The organism is Micromonospora chersina (assembly GCF_900091475.1).
GTDB classification, from domain to species: domain Bacteria; phylum Actinomycetota; class Actinomycetes; order Mycobacteriales; family Micromonosporaceae; genus Micromonospora; species Micromonospora chersina.
The window spans coordinates 1,288,437-1,308,625 of the sequence record NZ_FMIB01000002.1 but is presented as its reverse complement, the minus strand read 5'-3'; the positions used below and the strand labels follow the sequence as shown (position 1 = coordinate 1,308,625).

The window sequence follows — 20,189 nt, the reverse complement described above, 5'->3', positions numbered from 1 at the left end:
GAATGCGCTTTCAGTAAGCGCTTTCAGGGTGCTACGGTAACCACGCCGAAATAATCCGGTCAAGAACTTCCGCAGGGGGAAAGTCGATGCAGCCACGGGCGCACGTCACCTTGGAAGACGTGGCCAGAGCCGCCGACGTCTCGCTGGCCACGGCCTCCCGGGCGCTCAACGGCATGCGCGTCACCCCGCAGCTACGGGACCGGGTCCTCGCCGCCGCCGAGAAGCTGGCCTACACCCCCAACGCGCACGCCCGGGCCCTGGCCGGCGCCTCGCACCGCACCGTCGGGGTCATCTGCCACGACGTCACCGACCCCTACTTCGCCGCCATCGCCGGCGGCGTCATGCGGGTGGCCGGGGACAACGACCTGCTCGTCATGCTGGCCAGCACCTTCCGCGACCCCGAACGGGAGATCGCGTACGTGTCGATGCTGCGCGCCGAGCGGGCCCCGGCCATCCTGCTGATCGGCTCCGGTTTCGAGGACGCCCGCTGGGAGCGGGCCCTGGAGGCGGAGCTGAAGCCCTACCTGGACGGTGGCGGCCGGGTCGCGGTGGTCAGCCGGCACCGCAGCCTGAAGGTCGACAGCGTGCTGCCGGAGAACCGCGCCGGCGCCGCGGCCATGGCCCGCGCCCTGCTCGACCTCGGCCACCGCCGGTTCGCCGTGCTCTCCGGGCCGCGGGCCCTCACCACCGTCGCCGACCGGCTCGGCGGCTTCCGCGAGGAGCTGGCCAAGGCCGGCGTGGCGCTCGACCCGGCTGACGTCGTCGAAGGCCCCTTCACCCGCGACGGCGGCTACGGCGCGATGTCCGAGCTGCTGGACCGCCGGTCCGCCGCCACGTGCGTGTTCGCGCTGACCGACGTGATGGCCATCGGCGCCTGCGCGGCGCTACGCGACCGGGGCCTCTCCGTCCCCGGCGACATCTCCGTCGCCGGCTTCGACGACATCCCGATCGTCCGCGACCTCACCCCGGCGCTGACCACGGTGGCGCTGCCCCTGCAACGCCTCGGGGAGAAGGCGATGGAGCTGGCGCTGACCGAGAACAACGGACGACGGCGCCGGCTCCTGCGGATGGGCGGCGAAGTCGTCCTGCGCGGCAGCACCGCCAAGGTGGGCTCGTGAACGCGCTCGCCGGCCTGACGATCGACGCGGTCGAGACGTACGCCGTCGCGCTGCCCACCATCCGCTCGTTCGGCGTCTCCGGCGGCTCGGTCGCCGTCGCCGGCACGCCCAGCATCCGGGTGCTCGTCAAGGTCACCGCCGGCGGCGTCACCGGCTGGGGCGAGGCCACCCCGATCCCGGCGTGGACCTACGAGACGGCCGAATCCATCGTCACCACCGTCGACCGCTACCTCGCCCCGGCGATCCTCGGCCGCCCGGCCTGGGACCTCGACGGGGTGACCGCCGCGTTCGACCGCGCCATCAACCGGGGCTTCACCATCGGCGCCCCGCTCGCGAAGTGCGCGGTCGACGTCGCCCTGCACGACCTGCTCGGCCGCGCGCTGGGCGTGTCCGTCGGCGTGCTGTGGGGCCAGCGTCGCCGGGAGACCATCCAGCTCGGCTGGATCGTCTCCGGGCAGACCGCCGCGGAGGTGGCCGACGCGGTGGCCGAGGGCAGGAGCCTCGGGTACGCGGCGTTCAAGGTGAAGGTCGGCCTGCACAGCGAGGCCGAGGACGCCGCCGTGGTGCGGGCGGTCCGCGAGGCCGCGCCCGACGCCGCGCTGTGGGTGGACGCCAACCAGGCGTACACCGTCGACGGCGCGCTGCGGATGGCCCGCCGGCTCGCCGACCTCGACGTCACCGCGTTCGAGCAGCCGCTGCCGGCCAACGACGTCGCCGGGCAGCGCCGGCTGCGGGAGACCTCACCGATCCCGGTCGCGCTCGACGAGAGCCTGCGCCACCCGAGCGACCTGGCGACGTTCGTGAAGCTGAACGCCGTGGACGTGGCGATCGCCAAGGTGCAGCGCAGCGGCGGCCTGACTCTGTCCCGGCGGCTCTGCGCTCTGGCCGAGGACGCCGGGGTGCGGCTCATGGGGTCCGGCCTCACCGACTCCGACCTGGGCCTCGCTGCCTCGCTGCACCTGTTCGCCGCGTACGGGATCGACACCCCGGTCGACCTCAACGGGCGGCAGTTCCTCACCTCCTCCTACGCCACCGGCGCGACGGTCGAGGTGAAGGACGGGACCGCGCGGGTGCCGACAGGGCCGGGCCTCGGCGTCGAGGTCGACGAGTCGGTGGTGCGGGAACTCGCCGTGGACGTGCTGGCCCGGTAGCCATCACATCGCCTTGACTTCGAGCGGGCTCCAACCCATAGCGTCCCCGCCATGAGTGCTTCGTTCCGTCAGGAGACCGGCGACCGTCCGCTCACCGGCGAGGGTGGTCCCGTGCGGGTGCTGGTGACCGGCGGGACGAGCGGACTGGGACTCGCCATGGCCACCGCGCTGGCCGAGGCGGGAGCCGCCGTGGCGCTGACCGGTCGGTCCGGTCCCCGCGCACAGGCCGTCGCGGCCGACCTGCCGCAGGCGATCGGCGTCGAGTTGGACGTACGGGACGAGTCGTCGGTGACCAGGGCCGTTGACGAGGCGTGGTCACGGCTGGGCGGCATCGACATGCTGGTGAACAACGCCGGGATCGGCATGCGCACCGTCAACCCCCGCTTCATGACCGACCCACGCGGCTTCTGGGAGGTGCCGGTCGACGGCTTCCGGGCCGTGGTGGAGACCAACCTGACCGGCTACTTCCTGGTGGCAAAGGAGGTCACGCCGCGGATGCTTGCCGCCGGCGGGGGACGCATCGTGAACATCGCCGTGAGCACGTCGACAATGCACCGCGCCGGCTTCGTGCCCTACGGGCCGTCACGCGCCGGGAGCGAGGCGCTGTCCCACATCATGGCCGCCGACCTGCGGGACACGGGCGTCACCGTCAACCTCCTGCTGCCCGGGGGCGCCACCGTCACCGGGATGCTGCCCCTCGACGCCGTGCCCGAGGGACATGCGTTCCTGGACCCCGCCGTGATGGGCCCGCCCGTGGTCTGGCTGGCGTCCGACGACGCGTCCGGCGTGCATGACGAGCGCATCGTCGCCACCGACTTCGCGCACTGGTTGCAGGACCGGACGACGGAGCGGCGGTCCTGACGAAAGGGCTCAGGGCCTCGACCAGAACGGGTCCCGGCCGATGAAGCCCAGCAGTCTGGTCTGCGCGTCCGCGTCCTCCGGGACCGCCACCCGCGGGCCGTACTGGCCGGAGGAGCGGATGACCTCTTCCATCTGCTCCATCCCACCGACGAGTTCCGCGCAGAACTCCGGGTCCAGTGTGTCGTCCTGGCCGGTGGCCCTGGAGAGGTCCCAGGTGTGCATGAACACGTCGCTGGTGTAGAACCGGTCGATCGCGGCGGCCAGCGGCAGGCTGCCGAGGTGCGGGTTGGTGAGGTGGCGGTGCGCCGTCTCCGGGTCGTCCAGCACTGCCTGCACGGCATCGGCGTGGATCTGCCACGCGGCGACCGGGTCCTCGTCCACCGACGGGCCCTTCGGCAGGTCGATGCCGGCGCCGGAGGCGAGGAAGCCGGGGAACCATTCGGTCAGGTGACGCACGACGTCGCGGGCGGTCCAGCCGGCGACCGGGGCGGGCGCGTCCCACGACCGGGTGCCGCGGACCCGGTCGGTGAACAGCCCGGCGACCTGGCGGTGCCGCTCGGCCGGCGAGTCAGACAGCACCATCGATGATCATCCTCTCCAGCTTCGCGTAGCCGTCGTTGACGCCGACCTCCATGCCGCTGCGCAGCCACGCGTCGCGGCTTTCGAAGCTGTCGACCAGGGACTGTGTCCGCAGCCGGGTACGGCCGTCGCCCAGGTCCTCGAACCACAGCGTCTCCAGCGCGACTCCGTCGGGGTCGCCCTCGAACGTGAAGGTCTGCACGATGCGGTCCGGCCGTACGTCGTGGAAGCAGCCGCGGAACCGGTACTCCGTGCCGTCGTGCGTCGAGGCGTAGCGCCAGCTGCCGCCGGTGGACGCGTCCCAGTGCTCGATGCGGGTGGCCGTGGTGTCGGGACCCACCCACCGGGCGAACAACTCGGGATCGGTGTGGGCGCGGAACAGTTGCTCGGGCGTTGCCGCGAAGTCACGACTCGTCCGGATGACCGGCAGCGTCGGATCGGCTTCGATCACGGCCTCCGTGATCCTGTCCATGCGCGTCTCCTCTCATCTCCGTCAGAACGGCGTCGAGGCGGCGATAGCGCTGCTCGACGCGGCGCCGGTGGCGCTCGATCCAGGTGTCCATCAGGTCGAGGGCCTGGGCCTCCAGGCGCACCGGCCGGGGCTGCGGCCCGCTCGGCCGGCTGACCAGCCCGGCGTCCTCGAGCACCCGCAGGTGCTTGTAGACCGCCTGCAGCGTCATCCGGTACGGCTCGGCCAACTGGCTCACGGTCGCGTCGGCCTCGGAGAGCCGGGCCACCATGTCGCGTCGGGTCGGGTCCGCGAGGGCGGCGAAGGCCCGGGACAGCGCATCCGTGGTCATCCGTTCCGCCCTTTCAACTAGATGGTTTAAAGCACTGTAGGCACCGGACGAACCAGCCGTCAACAACCCGCCCGGTCCCCGGGTTGCCCGCCCTCGATCGGTGGAGTAGGCAGGAGGTTCACTCATGTCGATCTGGGAGGCCAGATGAGACTTCGGGCCCTCGTCACCGCGACCATCACCCTGGCCACGCTCATGGCCGCGAACACGGTTCCCGCCCAGGCCAAGCCTGCCGCACCGCCGAAGGAGCCCGTGGCCGTCGGCTACGGGGGAGCGGTCTCCACCGTGGACGCCACCGCCACGGCCGTCGGCCTGCAGGTGCTGCGGCGCGGCGGCAACGCGGTCGACGCGGCGGTCGCCGCCGCCGCGACGCTCGGCGTCACCGAACCCTTCTCGGCCGGCATCGGCGGCGGGGGATTCTTCGTCTACTACGACGCGACGAGCCGGCGGGTGCACACCATCGACGGCCGGGAGGCCGGACCCGCCTCGATGAGCGAGACCACCTTCGTCGACCCGGCCACCGGAGCGCCGTACCGGTTCGACGAGGCCCGGATCAGCGGCCTGTCGGTCGGCGTCCCGGGCACCCTGCTCACCTGGCAGGACGCGCTGGACCGGTGGGGCACCCAGTCGCTCGCGCAGCTGCTCACGCCCGCCGCGCGCGTCGCCGAGGACGGCTTCCCCGTCGACGAGACCTTCGCCGGTCAGGTCGCCGGGAACCAGGCGGCGTTCGGCCAGTTCAGCTCGACCAGCGCGCTGTACCTGCCCGGCGGGCAGCCGCCGGCGGTCGGCAGCACCTTCCGCAACCCGGACCTCGCCGAGACGTACCGGCTGATCGCCAAGCGGGGCACCGACGTCCTCTACCGCGGCGAGGTCGGCCGCGACGTGGTCGCGACCGTGCAGCACCCGCCGGTGGCGGCGCAGCCGATCGGCTCGTGGCCGTACCCCATCCGCCCCGCCGGCATGACCGCCGCCGACCTGGCCGCGTACCGCACCCGCTTCCCCGAGCCGACCCGGTCGGACTACCGCGGCCTCGAGGTGTACGGCATGTCCACCCCGTCCAGCGGCGGCACCGCCGTGGGGGAGGCGCTCAACATCCTCGAACAGTTCGACCTGCGCTCCATGACCGCGACCCAGGCGATGCACCATTACCTGGAGGCCAGCGCGCTGTCGTTCGCCGACCGCAACCGGTACGTCGGCGACCACACCCCGCAGAACGTGCTCCGCGAGCTGCTCAGCGACGCGTACGCCAAGGAGCGGGCCTGCCTGATCGACCCGTCGGCGGCGCTGCCCAAGCCGGTCGCGCCCGGCGTCCCCGATGGCGCCTACGGCGGCTGCTCGGCGGCGGCGGTCGCCGACGTCCGCGACGACCGCACCGGCACCACCAACCTGACCGTGGCCGACCGGTGGGGCAACGTGGTGGAGTACACGCTGACCATCGAGGCGACCGGCGGCAACGGCATGGTCGTGCCCGGCCGGGGCTTCCTGCTCAACAACGAGCTGACCGACTTCAACTTCGCGCCGACGCAGGGCACCGCGCCCGACCCGAACCTCCCGGGGCCGGGCAAGCGCCCGCGCAGCTCCATGTCACCCACGATCGTGCTGGCCGACGGACGGCCGTTCCTGGCCGTCGGCTCGCCCGGCGGCGCGACGATCATCACCACCGTCCTGCAGACGCTGGTGAACCGGATCGACCGGGGCATGACGCTGCCGCAGGCCCTCGCCGCGCCGCGCGCGTCGCAGCGCAACGGCGCCAGCACCCAGGCGGAGCCGGCCTTCATCACCGGGTACGCCACCGGCCTCCCGCCGGGCCACGCCCTCTCGCCCACCGCGGAGATCGGCGCGGCGACCGGTATCGAGTTCCTGCCCGACGGCCGGCTGGTCGCGGCGGCCGAGCCCGTACGCCGGGGCGGCGGCGCGGCGGCCGTCGTCGGCCGCTGGGCGCGCGACTGACGACGCTGTGACGGGCACCAGGGCCGGCAGTTCCGGCCCTGGTGCCCGTCAGCACTCCTGCGGGTGATGCCTCAGTACCGCAGCTTGCGCAGGTAGCGGTAGCCGACCTCGGCCGTCTGCTGCGGCGTCACGTCGGGGGTGTCGTTCTCGACGATGTACTCCAGCACCGAGTGCTCCCGGAAGATCCGGGCGAAGTCGATCATCCCGGTGCCCAGGTCCGCCATGTCGCCGGTCGATGCGTCGCGGTCCTTGACGTGGTACTGGAGGACGCGCTGCGGCGCGGAGCGGATGACGTCCAGGGTGAAGCCCTCGGGATCCGCGACGCCGTCGCCGGAGTTGATGCCGCCGGTGACCGCCCAGTAGAGGTCGACCTCCAGGTGCACGAGCTTCGGGTCGAGTTCCGCGGTCAATACGTCCCAGGGCCGCTTGCCGCCGCCGAGGTCGATGGTGAACTCGTGGGCGTGGTTGTGGTAGCCGTAGCGCAGGCCGGCCGCCCGCGCCGCGGCGGCCTCCACGTTCATCTGCTCCGCCCAGCGCTTCCACTCGTCGGCGCTCTCGGAGTACAGGTAGGGCACCACCATGAACTGCTGGCCCAGGGTGACCGCGTTCTGGATCTTCTGCTCCAGCCCGGCGGTGTCGGCGCTGATCCCGTCGTGGCTGGAGCTGGCCTTGATGCCGATGCCGTCGAGGAACTGGCGCAGCTGGGCGGCGGTCCGACCGAAGTAGCCGAGGGCCAGCTCCACGCGCGGGTACCCGATGCGGGCGAGGTGGGTGAGGGTGGCGTCGTAGCCGGGCGAGCCCCACAGGGCGTCGCGCACGGTCCACAGCTGGATGCTGATCAGGCCCGGGGGTACGTGGTGCCGGCCGGTGCTGTGGATGGTGGCCGAGGCGGCCGTCGCGCCGACGCCGGACGCCGCGAGCCCCACGCCGGCGAGGGTGGCGAGTGAGCCGCGCAGCAGGCTGCGCCGGTCAACGGAGCGCCGCAGCGCGGCCATCCCGTCGTGTCCGTAACACATGATTGCTCCTTTTCGAGGGTTATGCGGTGGGGACCAGGACGACCTGGTCGCTGCCGGACAGGGACGGCAGGCCGTCACCGCCGGCGTCGGTGTAGGACGCGACGAACACCGCGGTCAGGTTGTCGTGCGCCGGGTCGTGGCCGGAGGGCACCGTCGTCTGGATCGAGCCGGTGCAGCCGCTTGCGGTGGTCTGCGGGTGTCCGTGCTGGTCGTGGCCGAGGACGTAGGTGACGGTGACCTGGGAGCAGTCCACCGGCTGGTCGTCGGTCACCCGTACCTCGAACTGGACGGTGTCGCCGAAGGCGAAGGGCTGGCCGTCGGCCGGCTTGACCAGCTCGACCACGGGCGCGGCGTTGCCGACCACGATCCGGACCGAGGCGGAGGCCGAGAGACCGCCCGGGTCGCTCACGTTGAGCGTCGCGTTGTACAGACCGTTCTTCCGGTACGTGAACGTCGGGTTCGCCGCCCGCGAGTCGACCTTGCCGTCGTTGTCAAAGTCCCACGCGTACGTCAGCCGGTCGCCGTCGTAGTCGGTGGTGCCCTCGCTGGAGAACGTGACGGTCAGCGGGGCGACCCCGTTCGTGGGTGTGGCCGAGACCTGGGGGATCGGGGTGTGGTTGCCCGTCCAGCCGGTGTAGTCGATCCGGGCCAGCTGCGCGTCCGGGTTCTCGCTGAAGTAGCCGTCGCCGTACTCCAGCACGTAGAGCGCGCCGTCCGGGCCGAACTCCAGGTCCATCGGGTTGTCGAAGGTGATCGAGGGAAGCACCGGCTCGATCCCGGTCAGGTCGCCGTCGGCGTCCAGCCGGAAGCCCTTCACGTAGTCCCGCGTCCACTCGTGGAACAGCGGCATGCCGTCGTAGTGGGCGGGCCACGCCACCGGCGCGCGCCCCCGGGTGGTCGGCGGCGAGAACTGGTACGCCGGCCCGGCCATCGGGCCGATGCCGCCGGTGCCCAACTCGGGGAACTGCGCCGAGGGACCGTAGGTGTACCAGACCTGCGGCTGTTCCACGGGCGGAAGCTGGCGCAGCCCGGTGTTGTGCGGCGAGTCGTTGACCGGCGCGGCGCAGTTGAACGGCGCCCCCGACTGGCCGGTGGCGAAGTCGTAGTCCACGTACGGCAGTTGCGCGGTCGCGCAGTACGGCCAGCCGTAGTTGCCCGCCTTGCGGGCGGCCAGCCACTTGCCGTGCCCCGCCGGCCCGCGCAGCGGATCGGGCGCGCCCGCGTCCGGCGAGTAGTCGCCGACGTACAGGTCGCCGGTCTCGCGGTTCAGCTCGATCCGGAACGGGTTGCGCAGGCCCATGAGGTAGATCTCCGGCCGGGTGCCGGCCGTGCCCTGCGGGAAGAGGTTGCCGTCCGGGATGCGGTACCCGCCGTTGGCGCCGACCGTGATGCGCAGGATCTTGCCGCGCAGGTCGTTGGTGTTGGCCGCGGTGCGCTGCGCGTCGTACGCCGGGTTGCGGCCGGGACGCTCGTCCAGCGGCGAGTAGCCGCCGGACTCGAACGGGTTGGTGTCGTCACCCGTGGACAGGTACAGGTTGCCCGCGGCGTCGAAGGCGATGTCGCCGCCGACGTGGCAGCAGATGCCCCGGTCGACCGGCACGTCGAGGATCTGCTGCTCGGTGGAGAGGTCCAGCTTGTCCTTGACCAGCCGGAACCGGGAGAGCCGCAGGGCCCCCTTGAACTTCGCGAAGTCCGCGGCCGTGCCCCAGGCCGGCGCGTCGCCCTCGTTGACGTCCGGAGTCGACGGGTCGTCGACCGGGGTGTCCATGGGCGGGGAGTAGTACAGGTAGACCCAGTTGTTGCCGGCCCTGCCGAAGTTGGGGTCGATGGCGACGTTCTGCAGGCCCTCCTCGTCGTGCCGGTAGACGTCCAGGGTGGCGGCGACCGTGTTGCGGCCGGTGGTGGGGTCGTGCAACCAGACCTCACCGGCACGGGTCACGTGCAGCACCCGGTTGTCGGGCAGCACCGCGAGGTCCATCGGCTCGCCCGGACTGTCGTTGAGGGTGACCTTCTGGAAGTCGCTGTCCGGCGGGGGAGCGGCCGCGTCGGGCGCGGCCGTCGCGACGGTGGGGGTGGCGACGAGTGCCGTGGTCGTCAGACCCGCTACGGCGAGCGCGAGTCGTCTCTTCATCTGCCTCTCCTTGTGCTCGGGACCGGTCGGGGCAGGTCGAGGGGGTCAGCTACTCCTTGGTGGACCTGTTGCGGGCATGGCGGAGTGGCCCGTCACCATGCACGCGTTACTCAGGGGCGTGCTGGGGACGCGCGGCGGACTGGGTAGGGGACAGGTGGCGTTCGGTCGGCGTTAACCGCGGCGAAACACCGTTGACCTGGCCGACGCTACAAAAGACATGACGAGGTGTCTATAGCTTTCATTCGATTCATTCAAACTTCTGTCCTGAGCCGACAAAAGTGGTCCATCGCGTTGCGCCTGCCGGCGCAGTTCGAGTTCACGCAGGCGGCGTGGCCGGCGGGCGCAGGCCGAGCCACTGCTCGGCGTCCCAGGCCCAGAACCGCTCCACCTCGATGAACCCCAGCTTCGCCGCGAGGCGTATCGAGCGCGTATTGGCGGTCTGGGTGGTGAGCACCACCGGCTCGCCCGGGAGGACGCCGTCGAACCAGTGGAGTGCCGCCGCGCACGCCTCGGCGGCGTACCCGAATCCCCATGCCCGCGGCAGGAACAGGTAACCGAGGTCGGCCTTGCCCACGGCAGCCGCGCGCCGGTGCTCCGTCGCCCTCCGGAGCAGGATCCGGCCGATCATCGCCCCGTCGAGATCGACGACGAAACTCCCGGGCCACCGCCCGGGTGCCTCCGGCAACTCGCGCTCCAGCTCGTCACGCGGGCGGGGACCGCCGAGGTAGGTGTGCACCTCCGGCGACGCCAGCAGCTCGATGAACGTCGCACGGTCCCGGGCCTCGGGCTCACGGAGCACGAGCCTCCCGGTCCGGATCGGCTCAGGCGGCCAGGCGACGGGCCCGAGGTCGGTCATGCCGGCCAGCCAATCAGCAGGCTCGGCAGCGATCAAGGCCGGTCGACCCGCGGCAGCGCTAGTGGCCGGCGTAGAGGGCCTCGATCTCGGCGGCGCAGTGCTGCGCCACCACCTCCCGTTTGATCTTCAAGGTGGGGGTCAGCTCGCCGTTGGCCTCGGTGAAGTCGTGGGGCAGGATGCGGAAGGTCTTGATCGCCTCCGCCTTGGAGACCGAGCTGTTCGCCCGGTCGACCACGGCCTGGATCTCGCCGCGCAGGGCGGGGTCGTCGCGCAGGTCCGCCACCGAGGCGCCCGGATGGCCGTGCGCGGTCCGCCACCGCTGCCAGGCCTGCGGGTCGATGGTGATCAGCGCGGCGGCGTACGGCTTGGCGTCGCCGACGAGCATGCAGTTGCTGACCAGCGGGTCGGCGCGTACCCGATCCTCCATCGGTGCCGGCACGATGTGCTTGCCCGCCGCGGTCACGAGGATCTCCTTGGTACGACCCGTGATGCGCAGATAGCCGTCCTCATCGAGGGTGCCCAGGTCGCCGGTGCGGAACCAGCCGTCGGCGGTGAACGCCGCGCGGGTGGCGGACGGGTTGTGCCAGTAGCCCTGGAACACGACGTCGCCGCGGGCGAGGATCTCCCCGTCGTCGGCGATCGCCAACTCGACGCCCGGCAGCGGCCTGCCGACCGTGCCGATGCGCATGGCCGACGGCCGGTTCGTCGCCAGCGCCGGGGAGGTCTCGGTCAACCCGTACCCCTCCAGCGGCGTCAGACCGGCGCCGCGGAAGAAGTGCCCGAGCCGCTCACCGAGCGGGGCGCCGCCGACGATCGCGACCCGGCAGCGTCCGCCGAGCGCCGCCCGCAGCTTCCGGTAGACCAGCAGGTCGAAGATCCGCCGCGCGAGCCGGAGCAGCCGGCCGGGGCCGGACGGGCGGTCGAGGGCCCGGCTGTACCGCACGGCCACCCGGTCGGCGACGGCGAAGAGGCGCCCCTGGTGCTTCTCGATGGCCTTCTGCTGCGTCCGGTTGTACATCCTCTCGAACACGCGCGGCACCGCGAGGACGAACGTGGGCCGGTACCGGCGAAGCTGATCCATCACGCCGCTCATGCTGGCGCTGTGCACCATCGTGGCCCGGGTCTGCACCATCCCCACCTGGATCATCCGGGCGAACGCGTGCGCCAACGGGAGGAAGAGCACCGTCGACGCCCGCTCGTGGAACAACTCCGGCAGGGCCGCGACCGCGTTGCCGACGTCGAGACCGATGTTGCGGTGCGTCAGCACGCAGCCCTTCGGCCGGCCCGTCGTCCCGCTGGTGTAGACGATCGTCGCCACGTCCGCGCCCGACACCGCGCCACGGCGGGCCTCCACCCGCTCCTCGTCGACCGCCCGGCCGCGGGCCGCCACCCGCACCAGGTCGCCGGCGTCGATCCGCCACACCTGCCCCAGCCCGGGCAGCCGGTCGCGCACGCCGGACAGCATCGCGGCGTGCTCGGACGTCTCGACCACGCACGCCACCGCGCCGGAGTCGGCCAGGATCCAGGCCAGCTGCTCGGCGCTGGAGGTGTCGTACACCGGGACGGTCACCGCGCCGACCGTCCACACCGCGTAGTCGACAAGGGTCCACTCGTAGCGGGTCCGGCTCATCAACGCCACGCGGGCCCCGGGCTCGATCCCCGCCGCGATCAGCCCGCGCGCCAACGCCAGCACGTCGTCGCGGAACTGTCGGCAGGTCACCGCGTCCGCGGCGCCGGGCTGCGCGGGCCACGACCGGATGTCCGGGTCCGGTCGCAGGAACTGCACCATGTCCGGTTTCCGGCGCGCGTTCTCCCAGACCACGTCGGCCAGCCCCGCCGACTCGCCGCCGGTCACCGCCGGCTTCACCGCGATGCTGCCCCGCATGCCCGGTACGCCCCCTGGCTGTCGATCGTCGCGTCGCCGTGCTCCGCAGCGCGAATGCCCGATGCGTACCCGGGCAAACGCCCCGCCCGTCCGGGCCGAAGGGTCGGGAGCGGGCGAACAGTGCGTCACGGCGGCAGATTTCTCCGGGGCCGTGTCGATCCGCGGGCCGCTCGTTCGACGTTAGGGTGCGAGGGCCGAGAGGCGGGCCCGCTGGACGAGGAGAACGCGATGCCGAAGTACCTGCTGATCATGCGGGGCACCGACGAGTCGAACGCGGCCATGATGGCCGACATCGACCAGATGATGGCCGCGACCCGTCAGTTCATCGAGGAGACGGTCAAGGCCGGCGTTCTCCTCGCGGCCGAAGGGCTGGACGATCCGGGCCGGGGCGTCGTGGTCGACTTCAGCGGTGAGGCGCCGGTGGTCACGGACGGCCCGTACGGCGAGACCAGGGAACTGTTCGGCGGCTTCTTCCTGCTCGACGTCGCCTCGAAGCAGGAGGCGGTCGAATGGGCCAAGCGGGTCCCGGCGGCCCGCGGATCCAAGATCGAGGTCCGGCGGGTGCCCGGCAGCGACGAGGTCCCGCAGGTCGACAGGTGACCGGCGAGGACCTGGCCGGGCACGCGAGCGACGGCCGGATCTGATGGACGCGGCGGGCGTGGAGGCCGTCTGGCGGATCGAGTCGGCGCGGATCGTCGCCGCGTTGACCCGGTTCACGGGCGATTTCGGGCTGGCCGAGGACGCGACCCAGGAGGCGGTGGCCGAGGCGCTGGTGTCGTGGCCGCTCGCCTCTCCGGCCAATCCGGCCGGCTGGGTGATGGCCACGGCCCGGCGGCGGGCCGTCGACGCGATCCGCCGCCGGGCCACCCTCCAGGACCGGTACGCCGTGCTGGCAGCCGACCTGGCGGCCGGTCCGCCGGTTGACGAGGCGGTCGATCCCGACCGGATCGATGACGACGTGCTCGCGCTGATGTTCATCAGCTGCCACCCGGTGCTGTCCCCCGAGGTCCGGGTGGCGCTGACCCTGCGGGTGGTCGGTGGCCTGTCCAGCGAGGAGATCGCTCGCGCGTTCCTCGTACCCGTGCCGACCGTGCAGGCCCGGATCACCCGGGGCAAGAAGACGATCGCGGCGGCCGGGGTGCCGTTCGAGCTGCCGGCGGCCGGCGAGCGCCGGGAGCGGCTCGGCGGCGTGCTCAGCGTCCTTTACGTGATCTTCGCGGAGGGGTCGACGGCCACGTCGGGCGACCGGCTGCTGCGCCCCGAGGTCGCGTACGAGGCGGTCCGGCTGGCTCGTACGCTGGCCGCGCTGCAGCCCGACGAGCCCGAGGTGCACGGGCTGCTCGCCCTGTTCGAGCTGACGGCCGCGCGCTTCCCGGCCCGCACCGGCCCGGACGGCTCGCCGATCCTGCTGGAGGACCAGGACCGGCGACGGTGGGACGTCGCGGCGATCCGCCGTGGGTTGGCCGCGCTGGCCACGGCGTCGACTCGCGGCCTGGGCCCCTACGGCCTGCAGGCCGCGATCGCCGCCGCCCACGCCTCGGCGCCCTCGGTCGAGGCGACCGACTGGGAGCGGATCGTGGTGCTCTACGAGGCGCTCGGCCGGGTCGCACCGTCGCCGGTGGTCGAGCTCAACCGGGCCGTCGCCGTGGCCATGGCGTCGGGTCCGGCGCACGGCCTGGCCATCGTGGACGAGCTGATCGCCGCGGACCGGCTCCCCGGTTCGCATCTGGTGCCGACCGTACGCGGTGAGCTGCTGGCCCGGCTCGGACGGCGACCGGAAGCGCGCGCCGAGCTGGAGTTGGCGGCCCGGCTGTGCGCTAACGGGCGCGAACGGTCCGTGCTGCTGCGCAAGGCGGCCGCGCTGAGCTGAGATCGCGTCGTCTCAGGGCGCGTAGGCCCGCAGCACCCGTTCGACCATGCGCTGCGCGAAGGACCGGTCGACGGGGGCGCCGGAGGTGGCCCGGCGGTAGAACAGTGGGCCGGCGAGCAGGTCGAGCACCTCGGCGGGGTCGGTATCGGCGGGCAGTTCACCGCGGCCGATGCCCCGCCGGATGACGCGGAGGATGACGCCGTGCCGCGCCTCGGCCTCGCGGCGGTGCAGGGCGGCGAGGCCCGGGTCGCGTTCGGCGGCCTCGACCAGCGCGAACCACAGCCCGGCCGCGGCGCCCTCGGACAGCGCCGCGGCGAGGCCGGTGAGCAGGTCGGTCAGGTCGCCGCGCAGGGTCCCGGTGTCGGGGTCCTCGGGCGCACGCCGGATGCTGTCGAAGGCGTCGAACACCAGGGCGGCCTGGCCGTCCCAGTGCCGGTAGATCGTCGTCTTGGCCACTCCGGAGCGTTCGGCGACGGCCTCGATGGTGGTTCCCGCGATGCCACGTTCGGCGAGCAGGCCCAGCGCGGTGGTGACCACCACGGCGCGTGTGCGCCGCACGCGTGGGTCCGTCGTCGAGCTCATCCGTCCCTCCCCGCGCTGGTCATCCTGTCGCCGTCCGCCACCGGTCCCGGTGGTCCTGCACATACTGTCGCAGGGTGCGCGGTGGCCGGCCGAGCAGGCGTGGCAGGGTGGGGTCGACCCGCTCCGCCTGCCCGCGGCGCAGGCCGGTGTGCAGGACGGCCTGCACCAGCGCCTGCGTCAGGGGCGTCCCCCGCCGCCGGAGGTGTCGGAGGTAGCCGCCGACGCTGGCCGCCTGGTAGCGGACCGGCCGGCCGAGTACCTCGGTGAGCAGGGCGGCCACCTCGTCGAAGTCGAGCGCCTGGGGGCCGGTCAGCGCGTAGGCGGCGCCGCCGTGCGCGACCGGGTCGGCGAAGACCGTGGCGGCGACGTCCCCGAGATCGCGGGTGTCGACGAACGCCGCCCGCCCGCTGCCGGCGGGCAGGTAGATCCGGTCGTCCTCGCGGATGTCCCGGCCGTAGGCGTCGGCCAGGTTCTGGGCGAAGAACCCCGGACGCAGGATCGTGTACGGCAGGCCGGCGGCGCGCAGGTGCGTCTCCACCCGGTGGTGGGGCACCAGCCGGTTGCGGTCGGCGCCGGTGACCGAGGCGAACACCACGTGCCCGACGCCGTGGCGGGCGGCGGCGTCGACGAGCGCGTTCAGGGTGGGCCCGACGCGGGCGATCTGCGGCGGCCGGAGCAGGAACAGCCCGCCCGCGCCCCGCAGCGCCGCGTCGAACGTGCGTGGATCCAGCAGGTCCAGGCGGGCCGGGGGTACGTCGGGGAACCGCCGCCGGAGCTTGGCCACGTCGGTGCCGGCGACGCGGATCGGGGTGCCGGCGGCGTGCAGTGACCGGGCCACCGCCCCGCCGACGTTCCCGGTCGCCCCGGTGACCAGCACCGGAGCGGTCATCGCGTCCCGCCCTCGACGTCGAGGTAGACCAGGGCCAGGCGGTCGCGGCGTGCCGCCTCGGCGAGTTCCTCGTGGGTGGGCGTGCGGGGCACGTTGATCCGGATGCCCATCCGCCGGCCCGCGCGCTGGTGCCCGACCGCTTCGATGAGCGCACGGTAGACCGTGGCCACGCGGTCCGGGTCCTCGACGAGGTGCGCCCGCGCCGGCCGCTGCCGGCCGAGCAGCGTCACGGCGACGTCCGGGCGGTCGCGCAGGTTGACCCGCCACGGCGAGTTCGTCAGGACGAGCAGCCGGCCGTCGCCGTTGTCCCGGTAGGCCACCGGGAAGACCAGCTGGCGGCCCGACCGTCGGCCGGTGACGTGCAGCAGGAGCAGGTGCCGGCCGATCCGGCGGGCGCGGGACGGTGTCGACAGCAGCGTGCGCACGAGCCGGTTGACGACCCGGTACGGAGCCTTCGGCGGACGGACCCGCTCGACGGGCGGTCGCGGTGAGGATGCCATGTCGCCCACACTAACGCTACGGTCGCGTAGCGAAACAGGGCGGGACGGCAGCGGCCGACGTTCGGCCCGCCTCCGAACGCACGACGGTCACCGCGGATCGAGGTCAGCCGCCCGATGACCGACCACTCAGGTCTGCGTGGCCGGGGCGGCTGGTGCGGATGAGCCCGGGGAGCGGCGACCGGCGTCGGCGCTGTCCGCCTGTTTCCACCAGGTAGCGCGCCGCGGTTGTGCGAGCCGGCGGCGCAGGGCGCGGGTCGAGTTCGCCGCGCGGCCCAGGCGCCCGCCGGCGTAGCGGACCCCGCCGCGGCACACCGCCTGGCTCACGGCGAGCCAGCTGCACACGCCGCGTTCAGCAGCCACAGTGGCGCCGTCCAGGCCGTGGCCGGGGGGAAGACCGCTCTGCCGCCGGCACGGCGGCGACCCGCTTCGGCGAGCGCGACGACAGCCGCGGCGCCGCTGGCCAGCAGCGCGGGCCGTCGTGCGGCGACGGCCGCGACAACGCCGGGCAGCACGAGAAGCGCCGCCAGCAGCCGCACGGGCCGCGCGAGTTCGTCGTACGCCTGCCGGGTCCGCTGCGAGCAGAAGTGCCGGGTGGTCGGGGGCAGGCGCCGGACGTACAGACCGGCCTCGGTGGCGACGGTACCTCCGTAAGCCCGCACGGTCCGGATGAGTTCCAGGTTCTCGAAGAGCACGTCCGGGTCGTAGTCGCCCATGGCGAGGAAGACGCTGCGCCGCACCGCCAGGGTCCCCGGGAAGTCCGCGCCGACCGCGCGGTTGAGCAGGATCCGTCCCGTGTCCCAGCAGGCGTGCCAGGGCAGCGGGTCGAAATAGTTCTGCGGGCGCACCAGGTCCGCCCGGCGCAGCAGGAGCCGGACGGCGCGCAGGCCGTGCTCGTCGTAGCGCACGTCGTCGTCGGCGATCACCACAGCCTCGTGGCCGGCGGCGGGCACGCCGGTCAGCACGCCGAGCACCTTGCCGTTGCGCCCCCGCAGCCCCGGCTCGGGTGGCAGATGCCGGACCAGCTCGGCCCGCAGCCGGTGGTGGTGGGCGAAGACCCGCGGCGGCGAGCCGTCGACGACGATGACCTCCACCCGGGCGGCCAGCCAGCGTAGGTACGAGGTCAGCTCGTCACTGTCGCGGGTGTCGAGCCGGCGGATCGGCAGCACGTACGTGATGGGCAGTGCCTCCGCGCCCGCGGCGGACGGCACCCGGCCGAGCAACCGCCGCCAGCCGTTCGACGCGACCTTCGGGCTCCAGCCGGTGCCGGAGATGTGCCTGCACAAGGAGGTGCTGGCAGGCAGCGGGAAGTCGCAGACGGTGCAGCTCCTGAGCGCGTGCGACCGTCAGCGTGGTGAACCCGCCGGCCGGCTCCTGAGCCGGTAGGCGCGCCGACGCGTCGAGACGAGCGGAGGGCCGGGAGTCCACTCCCGGCCCTCCGCAGAGTTCCATGGACGGTTCCCCGACGATCAGGGTGGTTTCGGCAGGACCGTGGTCAACGGGATGCCCGTCCCGGCGAACAGGCCGACCGCTTCCGCGCGTTCCGTCTCACCCGCGGGGGAGATGCCCGCCGACATTCGCCGAGCCGGCGGTGGACGATGCCCAGGTTGTACAGCGTGCTACCGCGTGTCCTGCGGTCTCCCGTCTGATCGGCGAGCTGCAGCGCCCGCCCGAGGTGCTGGCGCGCCTGCGGGTACCGGCCCGTCCGCCGGGCGACGATTCCCTGCTGCTGCATCGCGCGGTCACCAGCCGCAGCCCGAGCGACCTTCCGGCCTTCTGTTTCCGGGCCGAACGAGATCCGGCACTTTGGCCAGGCATCCACGTGGGCGCTTGAGCAGCCGTTACCGGAGGAGCCCTGGCCTCGGTGTGACTGATCGGGGTCGAGTTCAGACGGGGACTTCGGCGCTGAGGACGATCGTGCGTTCCTCAGGCAGGTGAAGGAACTCGGAGTGACTGGCGGCGTTGTGGGCGAGGCCGATGAACAGGCGCTTACGCCAGGTGGCCATGCCGGGCCTACGGGTGCAACGGAGTGTGATCCTCGAGACGAAGTAGAAGACCTGGTCGAGGTCGAGTTCTTTGGCGAGGGGATGGGCGCCGGCTCGGCGCACCACCTCGGGGAAGTCGGTTGGGTCCTGGAAGCCGAAGACCGCGGAGATGTGGATGACGCCGTCATTCGGATCGCCGAGATCGTCGATGGTCAGGCGCTGATCCCACGGAATATGTGGGATGTTCGCGGTGCGACCTGTAATGATCACAATTTTCTGGTGTCGGACGTGGTTGTACGCGACGTTCGCGCGCAGCGCCAGGGGCGTCGTCTCCTTGTTCGGGTGGGGGAACACGGCGGTGCCCGGTACCCAGGGGATGTTCGTGGCGTGCAGGGTGTCGATGAAGTCGGAAAGCGGCCCTTCCCGTTCGATCCGCCGGGCGGTGACCAGTTCGGCGCCACGCCGCCACGTCAGCAGGACTGTGAAGACGATGACCGCGATGAGCAACGTCAGCCAGCCACCGTGGGTGACCTTGGCCAGGTTCGCGGTGAAGAAGGTCAGCTCGATGCTGCCGGCGACGACGGCGAACACCGCGACCTGCCACGTGGCCCAGCGCCACAGCACCCGCGCGACAATGAGGAACAGCGTCGTGGTGATCAGAAAGGTGCCGGTGACCGCCACCCCGTACGCGGCGGCAAGGTTCGTGGATGAGCCAAACGCGAACGTGACCACCAGGACCGCCGCGAACAGACCCCAGTTCACTCCCGGCGCGTAGATCTGCCCGTACTCCCGGCGGGAGGTCTGCCGGATGCGCAGGTGCGGCAGGAAGCCCAGCCGCATGGCCTCTCGGGACACCGAGAACGCTCCGGAGATCACCGCCTGGGACGCGATCACGGTGGCCACGGTGGCCAGGACGACCATCGGGAGTTGCGCCCAGGCGGGCAGCAGCAGGAAGAACGGGTTGTCCCGGCTTTTCGGCGCCCGCAGGATCAACGCGCCCTGGCCGAGGTAGTTGAGTGTCAACGCGGGAAACACGATCACGAACCAGGCCCGGCGGATCGGGGCGCGGCCGAAGTGACCCATGTCCGCGTAGAGCGCTTCGGCGCCAGTGATCACCAGCACCACGGCGCCCATCGCGACGAATGCGATAACCGGATGGTCCACGAAGAACGCGGCGGCGTAGGTCGGCGACAGTGCGGCCAGGATGCCCGGGTGGCGCAGCACCTCGGCCGCGCCGGCGACACCCAGACAGGCGAACCAGAGCAGCATGATCGGCCCGAACACGGACCCGACCCGTCCCGTGCCCCATCGCTGGATGGTGAACAGCAGGGTGAGGATCACCGCCGACACCGGCAGCACCACCACCGCCCACCGCGGAGAGACGACCTCCAGTCCTTCCACCGCGGACAACACCGAGATCGCCGGGGTGATGACGCTGTCGCCGTAGAACAGGGCAGCGCCCAGCGCCCCCAACGCCAACACCGTTGCGGCCCGCTTTGCGTTGGCCTTGAGCAGCGATCTTCGAGCGAGGGCGGCCAAGGCCATCACCCCGCCCTCGCCTTCGTTGTCGGCCCGAAGGATGAAGATGACGTACTTGACCGACACGATCAGGATGATCGACCAGAACACCAGCGAGATCACGCCGAACACGTCGGGCCTGTCCGGCACCAGGCCACGGTCGAGAGTGAAGACCGTCTTCAGCGCGTAGAGAGGGCTGGTGCCGATATCGCCGTACACCACCCCCAACGCGCCCAGAAGCAACCCCAGTCCCGCCGCCGGGCGACCGGCGAGCGATGCCTGAGAGGCTGTCCCGCCATCCTCGGTGGGCCCCTCGCCGCCCACCGCAGGTTGTTCGTTGTTCGCTCGCTCCGTCACCTCACAGGCATACCAACCCGGAGCCGCCCCTACCTCAGACCTCCGAAATCCGGTCGCCCTGTCTCATGACGCCGGCGATTCGCCGACCCAGGTCAGAAATTGCTGGTGATGGAGGGCCTGCAGTTGCGACCGGGTCATGGCCTTGCG

19 protein-coding genes are annotated in these 20,189 nt (G+C 72.2%); 6 read left to right on the top strand and 13 right to left on the bottom strand.

Annotated elements, in window-relative coordinates; all coding sequences use genetic code 11:
• Positions 1–119: 119 nt before the first annotated feature.
• Genes GA0070603_RS06005 through GA0070603_RS05995 form a run of 3 tightly spaced genes read left to right on the top strand, consistent with a single transcriptional unit; the run spans position 120 to position 3,130 of the window.
• Complete coding sequence (locus GA0070603_RS06005; RefSeq protein ID WP_244282427.1) at positions 120–1,118, top strand: LacI family DNA-binding transcriptional regulator; 999 nt, start codon at positions 120–122, stop codon at positions 1,116–1,118.
• Complete coding sequence (locus tag GA0070603_RS06000; protein ID WP_091308359.1) at positions 1,115–2,269, top strand: mandelate racemase/muconate lactonizing enzyme family protein; 1,155 nt, start codon at positions 1,115–1,117, stop codon at positions 2,267–2,269. Before GA0070603_RS06005 ends, GA0070603_RS06000 begins: the two co-directional genes overlap by 4 nt.
• A 51-nt stretch (positions 2,270–2,320) precedes the next feature.
• Positions 2,321–3,130 carry an SDR family NAD(P)-dependent oxidoreductase gene (locus GA0070603_RS05995; RefSeq protein ID WP_091308356.1) on the top strand — a complete coding sequence of 270 codons (810 nt, stop codon included), beginning with the start codon at positions 2,321–2,323 and terminating at the stop codon, positions 3,128–3,130.
• Between the two features lie 9 nt (positions 3,131–3,139).
• Here GA0070603_RS05995 and GA0070603_RS05990 read toward each other — a convergent pair whose 3' ends face one another.
• Genes GA0070603_RS05990 through GA0070603_RS05980 form a run of 3 tightly spaced genes read right to left on the bottom strand, consistent with a single transcriptional unit; the run spans position 3,140 to position 4,509 of the window.
• Positions 3,140–3,712 carry a TIGR03086 family metal-binding protein gene (locus tag GA0070603_RS05990; RefSeq protein ID WP_091308353.1) on the bottom strand — a complete coding sequence of 191 codons (573 nt, stop codon included), beginning with the start codon at positions 3,710–3,712 and terminating at the stop codon, positions 3,140–3,142.
• A complete protein-coding gene (locus GA0070603_RS05985; RefSeq protein WP_091308348.1) occupies positions 3,699–4,181 on the bottom strand; it encodes an SRPBCC family protein in 483 nt (160 codons plus the stop codon). The genes GA0070603_RS05990 and GA0070603_RS05985 overlap by 14 nt, the downstream gene beginning before the upstream one ends.
• Positions 4,114–4,509, bottom strand: coding sequence for an ArsR/SmtB family transcription factor (locus tag GA0070603_RS05980; RefSeq protein WP_091308344.1), 396 nt, complete (start codon positions 4,507–4,509; stop codon positions 4,114–4,116). The genes GA0070603_RS05985 and GA0070603_RS05980 overlap by 68 nt, the downstream gene beginning before the upstream one ends.
• Positions 4,510–4,653: 144 nt before the next feature.
• Between GA0070603_RS05980 and ggt the strand changes: the two genes are divergently transcribed.
• On the top strand, positions 4,654–6,456 hold the full coding sequence (gene ggt / locus GA0070603_RS05975) for a gamma-glutamyltransferase (protein ID WP_091308340.1): 1,803 nt from the start codon (positions 4,654–4,656) through the stop codon (positions 6,454–6,456).
• Between the two features lie 71 nt (positions 6,457–6,527).
• On the opposite strand, the gene GA0070603_RS05970 is transcribed toward ggt, so the two are convergent.
• From GA0070603_RS05970 to GA0070603_RS05955, 4 genes are all read right to left on the bottom strand, one after another.
• Positions 6,528–7,472, bottom strand: coding sequence for a sugar phosphate isomerase/epimerase family protein (locus GA0070603_RS05970; RefSeq protein ID WP_091308337.1), 945 nt, complete (start codon positions 7,470–7,472; stop codon positions 6,528–6,530).
• 19 nt (positions 7,473–7,491) lie between these two features.
• Positions 7,492–9,603 (bottom strand): PQQ-dependent sugar dehydrogenase, encoded by a 2,112-nt coding sequence (locus GA0070603_RS05965; RefSeq protein ID WP_091308334.1) that lies wholly within the window; start codon positions 9,601–9,603, stop codon positions 7,492–7,494.
• Between the two features lie 316 nt (positions 9,604–9,919).
• Positions 9,920–10,402: a GNAT family N-acetyltransferase gene (locus GA0070603_RS05960; RefSeq protein ID WP_208862824.1), complete on the bottom strand. Its 483-nt coding sequence runs from the start codon at positions 10,400–10,402 to the stop codon at positions 9,920–9,922.
• A 115-nt stretch (positions 10,403–10,517) separates the two neighbouring features.
• Entirely contained in the window at positions 10,518–12,344 is a 1,827-nt protein-coding gene (locus GA0070603_RS05955) for an AMP-dependent synthetase/ligase (RefSeq protein ID WP_091308327.1), read from the bottom strand.
• A gap of 228 nt (positions 12,345–12,572) precedes the next feature.
• Here GA0070603_RS05955 and GA0070603_RS05950 point away from each other — a divergent pair, with 228 nt between their 5' ends.
• Positions 12,573–12,944: a YciI family protein gene (locus GA0070603_RS05950; protein WP_091308322.1), complete on the top strand. Its 372-nt coding sequence runs from the start codon at positions 12,573–12,575 to the stop codon at positions 12,942–12,944.
• Positions 12,945–12,987: 43 nt separating this feature from the next.
• Positions 12,988–14,214 carry an RNA polymerase sigma factor gene (locus tag GA0070603_RS05945; RefSeq protein WP_167544507.1) on the top strand — a complete coding sequence of 409 codons (1,227 nt, stop codon included), beginning with the start codon at positions 12,988–12,990 and terminating at the stop codon, positions 14,212–14,214.
• A 12-nt stretch (positions 14,215–14,226) separates the two neighbouring features.
• On the opposite strand, the gene GA0070603_RS05940 is transcribed toward GA0070603_RS05945, so the two are convergent.
• From GA0070603_RS05940 to GA0070603_RS05915, 6 genes are all read right to left on the bottom strand, one after another.
• Entirely contained in the window at positions 14,227–14,772 is a 546-nt protein-coding gene (locus GA0070603_RS05940; RefSeq protein ID WP_091308318.1) for a TetR/AcrR family transcriptional regulator, read from the bottom strand.
• A gap of 43 nt (positions 14,773–14,815) precedes the next feature.
• Positions 14,816–15,685 (bottom strand): SDR family oxidoreductase, encoded by an 870-nt coding sequence (locus GA0070603_RS05935; protein ID WP_091308314.1) that lies wholly within the window; start codon positions 15,683–15,685, stop codon positions 14,816–14,818.
• Positions 15,682–16,185, bottom strand: a complete 504-nt coding sequence (locus tag GA0070603_RS05930) for a nitroreductase/quinone reductase family protein (protein WP_139131831.1) — start codon at positions 16,183–16,185, stop codon at positions 15,682–15,684. The genes GA0070603_RS05935 and GA0070603_RS05930 overlap by 4 nt, the downstream gene beginning before the upstream one ends.
• 320 nt (positions 16,186–16,505) lie before the next feature.
• Complete coding sequence (locus GA0070603_RS05925; protein ID WP_244282426.1) at positions 16,506–17,468, bottom strand: glycosyltransferase family 2 protein; 963 nt, start codon at positions 17,466–17,468, stop codon at positions 16,506–16,508.
• A gap of 209 nt (positions 17,469–17,677) precedes the next feature.
• Positions 17,678–17,917, bottom strand: coding sequence for a tetratricopeptide repeat protein (locus GA0070603_RS32595; RefSeq protein ID WP_091308308.1), 240 nt, complete (start codon positions 17,915–17,917; stop codon positions 17,678–17,680).
• A 151-nt stretch (positions 17,918–18,068) separates the two neighbouring features.
• Positions 18,069–20,042 (bottom strand): potassium transporter Kup, encoded by a 1,974-nt coding sequence (locus GA0070603_RS05915; protein ID WP_244282425.1) that lies wholly within the window; start codon positions 20,040–20,042, stop codon positions 18,069–18,071.
• Between the last annotated feature and the right edge of the window lie 147 nt (positions 20,043–20,189).

What these genes read in the sequence shown, in the direction of transcription:
- GA0070603_RS05930 (WP_139131831.1), bottom strand. Translation starts at nt 16,185, where the DNA reads ATGGCATCCTCACCGCGACCGCCCGTCGAGCGGGTCCGTCCGCCGAAG.
- GA0070603_RS05950 (WP_091308322.1), top strand. Translation starts at nt 12,573, where the DNA reads ATGCCGAAGTACCTGCTGATCATGCGGGGCACCGACGAGTCGAACGCG.
- GA0070603_RS05935 (WP_091308314.1), bottom strand. Translation starts at nt 15,685, where the DNA reads ATGACCGCTCCGGTGCTGGTCACCGGGGCGACCGGGAACGTCGGCGGG.
- GA0070603_RS05965 (WP_091308334.1), bottom strand. Translation starts at nt 9,603, where the DNA reads ATGAAGAGACGACTCGCGCTCGCCGTAGCGGGTCTGACGACCACGGCA.
- GA0070603_RS05955 (WP_091308327.1), bottom strand. Translation starts at nt 12,344, where the DNA reads ATGCGGGGCAGCATCGCGGTGAAGCCGGCGGTGACCGGCGGCGAGTCG.
- GA0070603_RS05995 (WP_091308356.1), top strand. Translation starts at nt 2,321, where the DNA reads ATGAGTGCTTCGTTCCGTCAGGAGACCGGCGACCGTCCGCTCACCGGC.
- GA0070603_RS32595 (WP_091308308.1), bottom strand. Translation starts at nt 17,917, where the DNA reads ATGCAGCAGCAGGGAATCGTCGCCCGGCGGACGGGCCGGTACCCGCAG.
- GA0070603_RS05985 (WP_091308348.1), bottom strand. Translation starts at nt 4,181, where the DNA reads ATGGACAGGATCACGGAGGCCGTGATCGAAGCCGATCCGACGCTGCCG.
- GA0070603_RS05990 (WP_091308353.1), bottom strand. Translation starts at nt 3,712, where the DNA reads ATGGTGCTGTCTGACTCGCCGGCCGAGCGGCACCGCCAGGTCGCCGGG.
- GA0070603_RS05980 (WP_091308344.1), bottom strand. Translation starts at nt 4,509, where the DNA reads ATGACCACGGATGCGCTGTCCCGGGCCTTCGCCGCCCTCGCGGACCCG.
- ggt (WP_091308340.1), top strand. Translation starts at nt 4,654, where the DNA reads ATGAGACTTCGGGCCCTCGTCACCGCGACCATCACCCTGGCCACGCTC.
- GA0070603_RS05970 (WP_091308337.1), bottom strand. Translation starts at nt 7,472, where the DNA reads ATGTGTTACGGACACGACGGGATGGCCGCGCTGCGGCGCTCCGTTGAC.
- GA0070603_RS05945 (WP_167544507.1), top strand. Translation starts at nt 12,988, where the DNA reads ATGGACGCGGCGGGCGTGGAGGCCGTCTGGCGGATCGAGTCGGCGCGG.